Origin of the sequence: Aeromonas lusitana (assembly GCF_002812985.1) — a bacterium.
GTDB classification, from domain to species: Bacteria; Pseudomonadota; Gammaproteobacteria; order Enterobacterales; family Aeromonadaceae; genus Aeromonas; species Aeromonas lusitana.
On record NZ_PGCP01000019.1, the window covers coordinates 35,890 to 46,769 of the forward strand.

Consider the following 10,880-nt stretch of genomic DNA (forward strand, 5'->3'; position numbering starts at 1 on the left):
GTGACGCATGGCCTTCGAAGTTGATGAAGACATACTGCAAGACTTTTTGGTCGAAGCATCAGAAATATTGGAACAGTTGTCTGAACAACTGGTCGACTTGGAAAAGCGACCCGATGACAAGAATCTGTTGAATGCCATCTTCCGCGGCTTCCATACCGTCAAGGGGGGAGCGGGTTTCCTCTCCCTGACCGAGCTGGTGGACGTCTGCCACGGCGCCGAGAACGTGTTCGACATCTTGCGCAACGGCAAGCGAACCGTCACCGCCGAGCTGATGGATGTCATCCTGCAGGCGCTCGATGCCATCAATGTCATGTTTGCCCAGGTACAGAACCGGGAGCCCACCAGCGCGGCCTCCGCCGATCTGCTGCACGACTTGCACGAGTTGTGCAAACCCGAAGGCCAGGAGCAGCTGCGCACCGCCAGTGCGGCCGCGCCAGCCCCCTTGCCAGAACCCATTCCCGAACCAGTACCCGAGCCGGTTATCGTCGCCGCGAGCGCACCGGCTGCGGTCAATGGCGGAGGATCCATCGACGAGATCTCCGCCGACGAATTCGAACGGCTGCTCGACGAGCTGCATGGCGCCGGCAAGGCGCCGACCGTGCCGGTTGCCCCCGTGCTGAGCGGTTCCGGTGACATCACGGACGACGAGTTCGAGGCGCTGCTCGATCAACTGCACGGTCAGGGCCAGCACGGTGGTGCTCCAGACCTGAGCCCGCTGCAGTCAGTTCAAAAAGAGGTGGACGAGCTCATCGACGACGATGAGTTCGAACGCCTGCTGGACGAGCTGCACGGCCGTGGCCAGGCGCCACAGCACAGCATGGCGGCGCCGGCCCCTGCTGCGCCAACGCCCGCACCGGTCACGCCACCCAGCGCCCCCGCTCCCAGCCCGGCACCGGTTGCCAAGGCCGCGTCTGCGCCAGCCAAGCCAGCGGCGGCGCCTGCCCCCGCACCCGCACCCGCCAAACAGGCGGCCCCGACCGAGAACAGCACGGTACAAAACGACACCACTGTGCGGGTGGATACCAAGACCCTGGACGTCATCATGAACATGGTGGGGGAGCTGGTGCTGGTGCGTAACCGCCTGGTGAGCCTCGGCATCGCCAGCAACGACGAAGAGATGTCCAAAGCGGTGGCCAACCTGGATGTGGTGACCGCCGATCTGCAAGGCGCGGTGATGAAGACCCGCATGCAGCCCATCAAGAAGGTGTTCGGTCGCTTCCCGCGGGTGGTGCGCGACCTGGCCCGGACTCTCAAGAAAGACATCGAGCTCATCATGGTCGGGGAGGAGACGGATCTCGACAAGAACCTGGTCGAGGCCCTGGCCGATCCCTTGGTCCACCTGGTGCGTAACTCCTGCGATCACGGCGTCGAGATGCCGGATGTGCGCGAGAAGGCGGGCAAGCCCCGTCAGGGCACCATCACCCTGAGCGCCTCCCAGCAGGGGGATCATATCCTGCTCTGCATCGAGGATGACGGCGCCGGCATGGATCCGGAGAAGCTGAAGTCCATCGCCATCAGCCGGGGTGTGCTCGACGCCGACAGCGCGGCGCGCATGAGTGATAATGACGCTTACAACCTGATTTTTGCTCCCGGTTTCTCTACCAAATCGGAGATTTCCGATATTTCCGGTCGTGGTGTCGGCATGGATGTGGTGAAAACCAGCATTGTCAGCCTCAATGGCTCAGTCCACATCGATTCCACCTGGGGCAAGGGTACCCGGCTGGAGATCAAGGTGCCGCTCACCCTGGCCATCTTGCCGACCCTGATGGTGGAGGTGGGTCAACAGACCTTCGCCCTGCCGCTGGGCTGCGTGAACGAAATTTTCCACCTGGATCTTAAAAAAGCCAACGTGGTCGACGGCCAGCTCACCATCATCGTGCGCGACAAGGCGATACCCCTGTTCTATCTGCACAAGTGGCTGGTGCGTGGCGCCGGCAAGACGGCGCGCCAGGACACAGGCCACGTGGTCATAGTGCAGATCGGTACCCAGCAGGTCGGCTTCGTGGTGGATAACCTCATCGGCCAGGAAGAGGTGGTCATCAAGCCGCTGGACAACCTGCTGCAGGGAACCCCTGGCATGGCCGGCGCCACCATCACCAGCGATGGCGGCATCGCCCTCATCCTGGACGTGCCCAGCCTGCTCAAGGCCTATGCACGTCGCCACTGAGAGTTCTGGCCCAAGGAGATAGAAGAATAACAATGGCAGTCAAGGTATTAGTGGTCGACGATTCGAGTTTCTTCCGCCGCAGGGTGAGTGAGATCATCAATCAGGATCCCCTGATGACGGTGATCGACACGGCCCAGAACGGGCGGGAGGCGGTAGACAAGGCGCTGCAACTGCGGCCCGACGTCATCACCATGGACATAGAGATGCCGGTGCTCGACGGCATCAGCGCCGTACGCGAGATCATGGCCAAGTGTCCGACCCCCATCCTGATGTTCTCCTCGCTGACCCACGATGGCGCCAAGGCGACCCTGGATGCGCTGGATGCCGGTGCCCTCGATTTTCTGCCCAAGAAATTCGAAGACATCGCCCGTGACAAGGATGAGGCGGTGCGCCTGCTGCAGCAGCGCGTCAAGGAGATAGCCCGCAAGCGCTTCCTGATGGCGGCCAAACCCAGGGCGCCGGAGCCGCTGGCACGTCCCGTGCTCGGCGGCGCTGCCAGTTCCGCTGGTGCGGCCGGGCGCCTCGCCGAGCGCCAGCCCGAACCCGCCCGGGCGCCGAGCGCCCCTGCCAGCTTCAAGCGCAGCGGCAAGAGCTACCAGCTGGTGGCCATCGGCACTTCCACCGGCGGTCCGGTTGCCCTGCAAAACGTGCTGACCAAGCTGCCGGGGGATTTCCCCCATCCAATATTGCTGATCCAGCATATGCCGGCGACCTTTACCGCCGCCTTTGCCGCCCGTCTCAACGGCCTGTGCCAGATAGGGGTCAAGGAGGCCGAAGACGGCGATGTGCTCAAGCCCGGCCACGCCTATCTCGCCCCCGGCGGCAAACAGATGTTGCTGGAGGGACGCAGTCCCGGTGCCCGTCTGCGCATCATAGAGGGCAATGACAAGGTCAACTACAAACCCTGCGTGGACATCACTTTTGCCTCGGCCGCCAAGACCTATGGCGACAAGGTGCTGGCCATAGTGCTGACCGGCATGGGCGCCGATGGCCGGGATGGGGCGCGTCTGCTCAAGGAGCAGGGCGCCACCATCTGGGCGCAGGATGAAGCCTCCTGCGTGGTCTACGGCATGCCGCAGGCGGTGGCCAAGGCGGGCATCGCAAGCGAATCCCTGCCGCTGGACCGGGTGGCCCAGCGCATCCTGGTCGAGTTGGGTCGCTGAACATGGGCATGTTTGGCCTGTTGCTGGCGCTGGGCGCCGTCGCGGTAGCCCAGTGGTGGCACGGCGGCACCCTGATGACCCTGCTCGACGGGCCAGCCTTCGTCATCGTGGTTGGCGGCACCTGGGGCGCCGTGATCCTGCAGACCCCGCGCAAATACATGCAAAGGGCGCTTAACCAGGTGCGCTGGATGCTGTTCCCGCCGCAGTGGGACTTGCGCGAGCAGGCCGAGCGGCTGCAGACCTGGGCCCAGTTCGCGCGCCAGCAAGGCTTGTTGGCACTGGAGGATCAGGCCGAAGCGGAGTCCGATCCCTTCACCCGCCAGGGCCTCACCATGATAGTGGACGGGGTTTCCATCGACGACATCCGCATGCTGCAAGAGGCGGATATCGACATCGAGCAGGAGCGCAACGAGCATGCCGCCCGGGTGTTTGAGGCCATGGGAGGCTATAGCCCGACCATCGGCATCATAGGGGCGGTGATCGGCCTCATCCAAGCCATGTTCCACCTGGATCAGCCAGACACGCTCGGCGCCGGCATCGCCATCGCCTTCGTGGCAACCATCTACGGAGTTGGCTTTGCGAACCTCATTTATCTGCCAATTGCGAATCGCCTCAGGGCTTTCCACTACCAGTACGGTCTTTATCAGGAGATGACACTGGAGGGGTTGCTGGCCATCGCCCACGGGGAGAATGGTCTGCAGGTCGAGCGGCGGTTACGGGCCTATCTGAAGGGCGAATAGCCGACGCCATGGCATCTCGTCCACGAAGAGGCTTGCCGGTCGGTGGTTACTGGGTTATCTGACTGAAAGGGGAATAACCATGCGCAAGCGCTATCGTTTGCACCTGCAAGGGCGAGAGCACCTCGACCGCTGGCTGGTTTCCTACGCCGATTACATGACGCTCATCTTCGCCCTGTTCGTGGTGCTCTACTCCGTCGCCATCGTCAACAAAGAGCAGTATCGCGCCGTCATCGAGGGCATGACCCAGGCATTCAACCAGGTGACACCGCGCAGCGATGGCTTGCTGGAGGGGCAGGGCAAGTCCCTGCTGAACAACCCTGTGTCGGCGGCCGCCACGCTGCTGGAGAGTCAGGCGTCTCCCTCACCCTCCCTCGCTCCCATCACGGGCACCCCCATCCAGCAAGAGGGGACGGCGCTGGCCACCATAGCCCTGCAACTGCAGGAGACCATGGGATCCCTGGTGGAAGCCGGGGTGGTCAAGCTGGCGCAGGATGACAACTGGCTGACGGTGGAGCTGAGCTCCGGCCTGCTGTTCAACAGCGGCAGCGCCTTCCTGGGAGCGAATGCGGCCCCCGTGCTCGATACGCTTTCAGGTATTCTCAAACCGGTCGATAACTATGTCAGGGTGCGGGGTTATACGGATAACCAGCAGATAAACAATGAAATTTTCCGCTCCAATTGGACACTTTCTGCGGCCCGTGCCGAGGCCGTGCTGCTCGATTTGATAGGCAAGGGGATTGCGCCCCAGCGGCTCGCCTACGAGGCCTATGGGGAATTCTCTCCCTTCGCCGATAACAGCAGTGAGCAGGGGCGGTTACAGAATCGCAAGGTGGTGGTCGCCATATCCAGATTCGCCTGGGTGCCGCGACCCGCACCGGCCAGCCCCCAGACGGTGAGCCCGGTTTCGACTCCGGTCGCGCTGCAGGCGGTGGAGAGCGAGGACGTCAAGGTAGTGACGCTGCCCGGTGGTGGCATACGCATAACAACAAGACAGGATTGATACATTGATTGTTTGGACGGTTGCCAATCAGAAGGGTGGAGTCGGTAAAACCACCACAGTAGTCTCCCTCGCGGGGCTGTTGGCCCAGCGTGGCCAACGGGTGCTGCTGATCGACACCGACCCCCACGCCTCCCTGACCTCCTATTTCGATTTTGATTCGGATCGGCTGGAGGGCACTTTGTACGAGCTGTTCCAGGCGGCCAAGCCAAGTAGCGAGCTGGTCAACCGTATGACCCTCAAGACCAAGTTCGACAACATCAGCCTGCTGCCGGCCTCCATTACCCTGGCGACACTGGACAGGGTCATGGGCAACCGGGAGGGGATGGGGCTGGTGCTCAAGCGTGTCCTGCTGCGGGTGCAGGATCAGTATGATTATGTGCTGATCGATTGCCCGCCCGTGCTCGGGGTCATGATGGTCAACGCCCTGGCGGCTTGCGATCGGATCCTGGTGCCGGTGCAGACCGAATTCCTGGCCCTGAAGGGGCTGGAGCGGATGATGAAGACGTTCGAGATCATGCAGCGGTCCAAGCGGGACAAGTTCCGCTATACCGTGATCCCGACCATGTTTGACAAGCGCACCCGTGCCTCCCTGATGACATTGCAATCCATCAAGGAGCAGTATGGCGAGGCGGTGTGGAATGCGGTCATCCCCATCGATACCAAGTTCCGGGATGCCAGCTTGCTGCACATTCCCCCCTCCATCTATGCGCCGGGCAGCCGTGGCACCTATGCCTACGATACGCTGCTCAATTATCTCGATGCCGAAGAGCGTCAACGAACCCATGAGGTGAAGCCATGAGAGAGACCACCCAGGTTCGGGCCATGGATGATTACTTCCACTCCCTGCTGCTGGATGATGCCCTGCTGCGGGAGAGCCTGGAAGATGAGGAGCCGGCGCCTGCGTTGCTGCGTCAGGCACAGCCAGTCTCAATGCCTGAGGTGGCGGCCCCCTACCTGGAGGCCGATGCCAGGCTGGAGCAGCTGAGTGAGCTGCTGGCCCAGGTGGGTCAGGTGCAGTTCGAGATGGATGCCCTGAGCCATGAGGAGCACCAGGCCGAGCCTTTTCAAATCGAGGTGGAAGCCGAGGCGAGCACTTCGGTCGAGGTTGAGACGCTGGTCGAGCCCATGTTGCCCGAAGTGCATCTCGAGAGTGCCGAGCCCGCCATCCTACCGGTCACAGAACCTGAGCTGGCCCTGGCCGTCGAGGCGGCGCCCGCCCCGTCGACCTGGGAAAACTTGGACACGGGCAACGAATTTCAGGCACTCTTCTTCGACGTGGCCGGGGTGACTTTTGCGGTGCCCCTGACCGAGCTCGGTGGCATTCACCAGCTGGGGGAGGTGACTTCATTGTTTGGTCAGCCGGCCTGGTATCGCGGCATCATGGCGTCCCGTGAGCAGAAGATGAACGTGGTGGACACGGCGCTCTGGGTGATGCCGGATCAAACGCTCGAGGTGCCCGAATACAAGAACTTGATCATGCTGGGAGAATCCCCCTGGGGGCTCGCCTGCCATCAGCTCAAGGGCACGGAGCTGCTGCGCCGTGACCAGGTGAAGTGGCGTCATCAGGAGGGCAAACGCCCCTGGCTGGCGGGCATGGTCAAGGAGAAGATGTGCGCCCTGCTGCACGTCAAAGAGCTGCTGGTGCTGCTTGGCCGGGGTGTGAACATAGAAGGTCGCTGATCAGATCGGCAATACCGTGGTTTTATTGCTAATTTTACCCGTTGACGGGTTCATACAAGGATTAAGAACATGACAGAGAAGCGCAATATCGCCCAGAATCTGGCCGAAGATGAAGTGCTGCAGTGGGTGACCTTCCAGCTGGAAAACGAGACCTATGGCATCAACGTTATGCAGGTACAGGAGGTGTTGCGCTACACCGAGATCGCCCCTGTGCCGGGCGCTCCCGACTATGTGCTGGGCATCATCAACCTGCGTGGCAATGTGGTGACCGTCATCGATACCCGCTCCCGTTTCGGCCTGCCGGCCGGGGACGTGAGCGAGAACTCCCGCATCGTCATCATAGAGGCGGAGAAGCAGGTCATCGGCATCATGGTGGACAGCGTGGCCGAGGTGGTTTACCTGCGCTCCTCCGAGATCGATGCCGCGCCGGCGGTGGGCACGGAGGAGAGCGCCAAGTTCATCCAGGGTGTCAGCAACCGCGATGGTCAGCTGCTGATCCTGGTGGATCTCAACAAGCTGCTGTCGGACGAAGAGTGGGACGACATTGGCTCCCTGTAATGGGAACAAGTGCGTTCGATGAACCCGGGTCTGAAGGGACCCAATCCTGGGGTCGCCGTGACGGCGCCCCACGACAGTTAAGGTGATGGTTTGATGATTGAATTCGCAGCCTTGGGGTTGTCCTTGTTGGCATTGGTGTTGGCCCTGGTGGGGATCCTTGGCCAGCGCCGCAGCCGACGAGAGTCCGAGGCCAGGGTAGAGACGCTGCAGGGGCAGCTCGAGAGTCTGCGCAAGCAGATGATGGAGCTGCACACAGGTGCCATCGGCATGGGTCAGCGTCTGCAGTCGGCAGAGGGGGCCATGCAGAAGATCCATGACAGTCAGCAGGAGCTGACCCTGCAGGATCCTGAACGCCGCCTCTACAGCCGCGCCGCCAAGATGGTGGAGCTCGGCGCCGATCTCGACGAGGTGATGAGCGAATGCGAATTGCCGCAGGCGGAAGCTGAGCTCTTGATCTCCCTGCGCAAAGGCCGCTCCTGAATCCAGGGGGAGGCATCTGCTCCCCCGATTTCCCCTGCCATATCTGCCGCCGCCAAGGCGCGATCTTCCCCACAAATCCTGTTGATTATTGGTATCTTTGAAAAGACGCTCCCAGATCCTGTGTTAATATGCAGGCCGCCTCATTTTCAATGATTACATCCTCATGCTGCTTCAAGCCAACAATCTGAGCTGCGTGCGTGAAGATCGCACCCTGTTTGAACACCTCACCTTCGCGGTGACGGCTGGCGATCTGGTGCAAATTGAGGGTCCGAACGGGGTCGGCAAGACCAGCCTGTTGCGCCTGCTGACCGGCTTATCCCAACCTTTCGCCGGTGAGGTGTGCTGGAACGGGGAGGAGATCCGCCGTTGCCGCGATGAATACCATGCCAACCTGCTCTATCTGGGCCATCAGCCCGGCGTCAAGGCGACCCTGACCCCCCTCGAGAATCTCGCCTTCTATCAGAAGCTGCACGGCAGCGGCTCTTCTGACGTGGACTTGTGGCAGGTATTGGCCCAGGTCGGCCTCGCCGGGTTTGAAGATTACCCCGCCGGTCAGCTCTCAGCCGGTCAGCAGCGGCGGGTGGCCCTGGCCCGGCTCTGGCTGTCTGATCAGCCAGCACTCTGGATCCTGGATGAACCCTTCACCGCCATCGACAAGCAGGGTGTCAAGGTGCTTGAGCGCCTGTTCCTCACTCACGCCGAGCGGGGGGGCATGGTGGTGCTCACCACCCATCAGGACCTGACCCTGATGCAGGGGCGGTTGAAGACCCTCTCCCTCACCCCCTTGCTGCAGGAGTGACCCATGCTCAGCGCCGTATTCACCCTGATCCAGCGGGAGCTGCTGATGGCCCTGCGCCAGCGCGCCGACATCTTCAATCCGCTCTGGTTCTTCCTCATCGTCATTACCCTGTTTCCGCTCGGAATCGGCCCCGAGCCCCAGCTGCTGGCCCGCATCGCCCCCGGCATCATCTGGGTGGCAGCCCTGCTCGCCGCCATGCTCTCCCTGGAACGGCTGTTTCGCGATGACTTCAGCGACGGCGCCCTCGAGCAGATGATGCTGATGCCCCATCCACTCGGGCTGCTGGCGCTGGCGAAAGTGGTCGCTCACTGGCTACTGACCGGTCTGCCGCTGCTGCTGGTCTCCCCCTTGCTCGCCATCCTGCTCTCCCTGGACATGAAGACCTATCTCGCCGTGGTGGCGACCCTGGCGCTCGGCACCCCAGTGCTGAGCCTGCTCGGGGCGGTTGGGGTGGCGCTGACGGCGGGGCTGCGCAAGGGCGGGGTGCTGCTCAGCCTGCTGCTGCTGCCGCTCTATATTCCGGTGCTGATCTTCGCCACCTCCGCCATCGACGCGGCCAGCATGGGCATGCCCTATGCCGGACAACTGGCTATTTTGGGGGCCATGCTGGTGGGCGCCCTGACCCTGACCCCCCTGGCGATCTCGGCGGCACTGCGGGTCAGCGTTAACTGATTAATTATTCAAAAAGCCCTTTTTGAGGCCTTTTTCGAGAATGTATAATTGAGATAGATCAAGGGGATGGCTGCTTATTGCTTTCGGGGGATATGATGTTTTCCGGCAGTGGGTATGGTAGGCCTCGCCACTATAAAATTAATAACTGAAAGGTTTTGTGAGCTATGTGGAAATGGTTGCACCCTTATGCCAAACCCGAGCGAGCCTACCGGCTGGCCGGGACTCTGCTGCCCTGGTTTGCGGGCATCAGTCTGCTCGCCTTCATCGTAGGCACTGTCTGGGGGCTGGCGTTTGCCCCCGCGGACTACCAGCAGGGTGACTCTTTTCGGATCATCTACATCCACGTGCCCGCCGCCATTCTCTCCATGGGGGCCTACTCCACCATGGCGGTGGCGGCCTTCATCGGTCTGGTGTGGCAACTGCGCATGGCCGACATGACGGTGGCGGCCATCGCCCCGGTCGGCGCCGTGTTCACCTTTATCGCCCTGTTCACCGGCGCCGCCTGGGGCAAGCCCATGTGGGGCACCTGGTGGGTCTGGGATGCGCGCCTCACCTCTGAGTTGATTCTGCTGTTCCTCTATCTCGGCGTCATCGCGCTCTACAACGCCTTCAGCGACAAGGTGGTGGCGGGACGCGCCGCCGGCATTCTGGCGCTGGTGGGGGTGATCAACCTGCCCATCATTCACTACTCGGTGGAGTGGTGGAACACATTGCACCAGGGCGCCTCCATCACCAAGTTCGACAAACCCTCCATCTCCCCCGAGATGCTGTGGCCGCTACTCATCATGATTCTGGCGTTCGCGACCTTCCTCGGCGCCCTGACCCTGATGCGTTTTCGCAATGAACTCCTGATGCGGGAGTGGCATCGCCCCTGGGTCGCCGACATCGCCAGGCAGGAGAAGTAAGCATGCACTTTGCCTCATTCAGTGACTTCATGGCGATGGGGGGCTATGCCTTCTACGTCTGGCTCTCCTTCGGTCTGACCGGGCTCTGCCTGGTCGGCATCGTCATTTCCACCCGATTGAAAACCCGCAGCCTGCTCGGTGAGTTGCGCAACAAACAGGCTCGTGAGGCCCGTCGCAAGGCGGCCCAGCAGATGGAGAACACCCTATGACCCCGAGACGCAAGAAACGCCTCACCATCATACTGGCCATCAGCCTCGGCCTTGCCAGCGTGATTGGCCTGGTGCTCTATGCCCTCAGCCAGAACATCGATCTCTTCTATACCCCGAGCGAGCTGGTCGAGGGCAAGGGACCGGACAAGGTAAAGCCCGAGGAGGGGCAACGCCTGCGCATCGGTGGCCTGGTGGTACCCGGCTCCGTGGTGCGGGATCCCCAGAGCCTCAAGGTCTCCTTCAAGCTGGTGGACAACGGCGGCCATCTGGTGACGGTGGAATTTGACGGCATACTGCCGGACCTGTTCCGTGAGGGGCAGGGGATAGTCGCCCAGGGCAATCTCAAGGATGCCACTACGGTCGCCGCCTTCGAGGTGCTGGCCAAGCACGACGAGAACTACATGCCGCCGGAAGTGGCCGACGCCACCAACGGCATGCACTTCAAACCCGAATATACCGAGGCGCAGCTGAAGGGGGCCAAGCAATGAGCGCCTCCTTCCTGATGTC

At 61.9% G+C, this 10,880-nt stretch carries 13 protein-coding genes; all 13 read left to right on the forward strand.

The features are described from left to right. The first annotated feature begins 7 nt into the window (after positions 1-7). The 13 genes from CUC44_RS12905 (at position 8) to ccmE (ending at position 10,861) form a co-directional block, all read left to right on the forward strand. The gene (locus CUC44_RS12905) at positions 8-2,167 is read left to right on the forward strand and encodes a chemotaxis protein CheA (RefSeq protein ID WP_100860338.1); all 2,160 of its coding nucleotides are present in this window, start codon (positions 8-10) and stop codon (positions 2,165-2,167) included. Between the two features lie 32 nt (positions 2,168-2,199). Continuing rightward, positions 2,200-3,330: a protein-glutamate methylesterase/protein-glutamine glutaminase gene (locus tag CUC44_RS12910; protein WP_100860339.1), complete on the forward strand. Its 1,131-nt coding sequence runs from the start codon at positions 2,200-2,202 to the stop codon at positions 3,328-3,330. Between the two features lie 2 nt (positions 3,331-3,332). Then, positions 3,333-4,070, forward strand: a complete 738-nt coding sequence (locus tag CUC44_RS12915; RefSeq protein WP_167388896.1) for a flagellar motor protein — start codon at positions 3,333-3,335, stop codon at positions 4,068-4,070. Between the two features lie 79 nt (positions 4,071-4,149). Next, on the forward strand, positions 4,150-5,070 hold the full coding sequence (locus CUC44_RS12920; protein ID WP_100860340.1) for a flagellar motor protein MotB: 921 nt from the start codon (positions 4,150-4,152) through the stop codon (positions 5,068-5,070). Between the two features lie 4 nt (positions 5,071-5,074). After that, on the forward strand, positions 5,075-5,869 hold the full coding sequence (locus tag CUC44_RS12925; RefSeq protein ID WP_100860341.1) for a ParA family protein: 795 nt from the start codon (positions 5,075-5,077) through the stop codon (positions 5,867-5,869). Then, on the forward strand, positions 5,866-6,750 hold the full coding sequence (locus tag CUC44_RS12930; protein WP_100860342.1) for a chemotaxis protein CheW: 885 nt from the start codon (positions 5,866-5,868) through the stop codon (positions 6,748-6,750). Before CUC44_RS12925 ends, CUC44_RS12930 begins: the two co-directional genes overlap by 4 nt. A 69-nt stretch (positions 6,751-6,819) precedes the next feature. Beyond that, positions 6,820-7,308, forward strand: coding sequence for a chemotaxis protein CheW (locus tag CUC44_RS12935; protein WP_005333026.1), 489 nt, complete (start codon positions 6,820-6,822; stop codon positions 7,306-7,308). A gap of 93 nt (positions 7,309-7,401) precedes the next feature. After that, the gene (locus CUC44_RS12940) at positions 7,402-7,788 is read left to right on the forward strand and encodes a DUF2802 domain-containing protein (RefSeq protein ID WP_100860343.1); all 387 of its coding nucleotides are present in this window, start codon (positions 7,402-7,404) and stop codon (positions 7,786-7,788) included. Between the two features lie 163 nt (positions 7,789-7,951). Further along, positions 7,952-8,587 carry a cytochrome c biogenesis heme-transporting ATPase CcmA gene (gene ccmA, locus CUC44_RS12945; protein WP_100860344.1) on the forward strand — a complete coding sequence of 212 codons (636 nt, stop codon included), beginning with the start codon at positions 7,952-7,954 and terminating at the stop codon, positions 8,585-8,587. A gap of 3 nt (positions 8,588-8,590) precedes the next feature. After that, positions 8,591-9,259, forward strand: coding sequence for a heme exporter protein CcmB (gene ccmB, locus CUC44_RS12950; RefSeq protein ID WP_100860345.1), 669 nt, complete (start codon positions 8,591-8,593; stop codon positions 9,257-9,259). 164 nt (positions 9,260-9,423) lie between these two features. After that, complete coding sequence (locus CUC44_RS12955) at positions 9,424-10,164, forward strand: heme ABC transporter permease (RefSeq protein ID WP_100860346.1); 741 nt, start codon at positions 9,424-9,426, stop codon at positions 10,162-10,164. 2 nt (positions 10,165-10,166) lie between these two features. Next, positions 10,167-10,373 carry a heme exporter protein CcmD gene (ccmD, locus tag CUC44_RS12960; protein ID WP_010673947.1) on the forward strand — a complete coding sequence of 69 codons (207 nt, stop codon included), beginning with the start codon at positions 10,167-10,169 and terminating at the stop codon, positions 10,371-10,373. Then, positions 10,370-10,861 (forward strand): cytochrome c maturation protein CcmE, encoded by a 492-nt coding sequence (gene ccmE, locus CUC44_RS12965; protein WP_100860347.1) that lies wholly within the window; start codon positions 10,370-10,372, stop codon positions 10,859-10,861. Before ccmD ends, ccmE begins: the two co-directional genes overlap by 4 nt. Positions 10,862-10,880 lie beyond the last annotated feature (19 nt).